At 50.7% G+C, this 688-nt stretch carries 1 protein-coding gene; it reads left to right on the top strand.

The window, feature by feature from the left end:
* Positions 1-392 precede the first annotated feature (392 nt).
* On the top strand, positions 393-688 hold a 296-nt coding region (locus E0D98_RS25265), incomplete at its 3' end, for a DUF1281 domain-containing protein (RefSeq protein ID WP_122994978.1).

Raw genomic sequence — 688 nt, 5'->3', positions numbered from 1 at the left:
GATTTCCGGGTAGTGTGGTTTCAGACGTTGTTCGATTTCATTCTGTAGCGCCTGAAGTGTGCCTGATTTGAGGTTTTTTGTGCTCTGGCGGTCGAAAAGAATTTCAATGCGGATCATGTTCTCATCTCCCTTCTCTTTTTGCTGTATGCATATACAGTATTCTAATAACTGAATCCGCACACAGTCAAATGTCATTGTTCTGACTAAAAAACGATCAATTCTCTGAGAGTGTGGCTGTATGCCTGCTGTGGAGTGCTGTGTCCAGCTTATCCACAGCATTTTGTGCACGGTTCTGTGGACAAAATACCTGGTTACCCAGGCCGTGCCGGCACGGCCTGATGGAGGCCGCATGTGAGAGGAGAATTCCCATGCCAAACTGGTGCAGTAACCGTATGCATTTTTCTGGTGAACCGGCACAGATCGCTGAGATTAAACGACTGGCCAGTGGTGCCGTCACACCGTTTTATCGCCGCGCCATAAATGAAGGTATTCAGCTGTTTCTGGCCGGAAGTGCCGGACTTCTGCAGACCACTGAAGATGTGCGGTTTGAACCATGCCCCGGACTGACGGCTGCCGGGCGTGGCGTTGTATCGCCGGAGAATATCGCGTTCACCCGCTGGCTGACACACCTGCAGAACGGTGTACTGCTGGATGAACAAAACTGCCTGATGCTGCATGAACTCTGGCT

The organism is Escherichia sp. KCJ4928 (assembly GCF_004352695.1).
Lineage (GTDB): Bacteria > Pseudomonadota > Gammaproteobacteria > Enterobacterales > Enterobacteriaceae > ECMA0423.
Note: the sequence above shows the minus strand (reverse complement) of the source record. Positions and strands in the feature narration are given on the sequence as shown.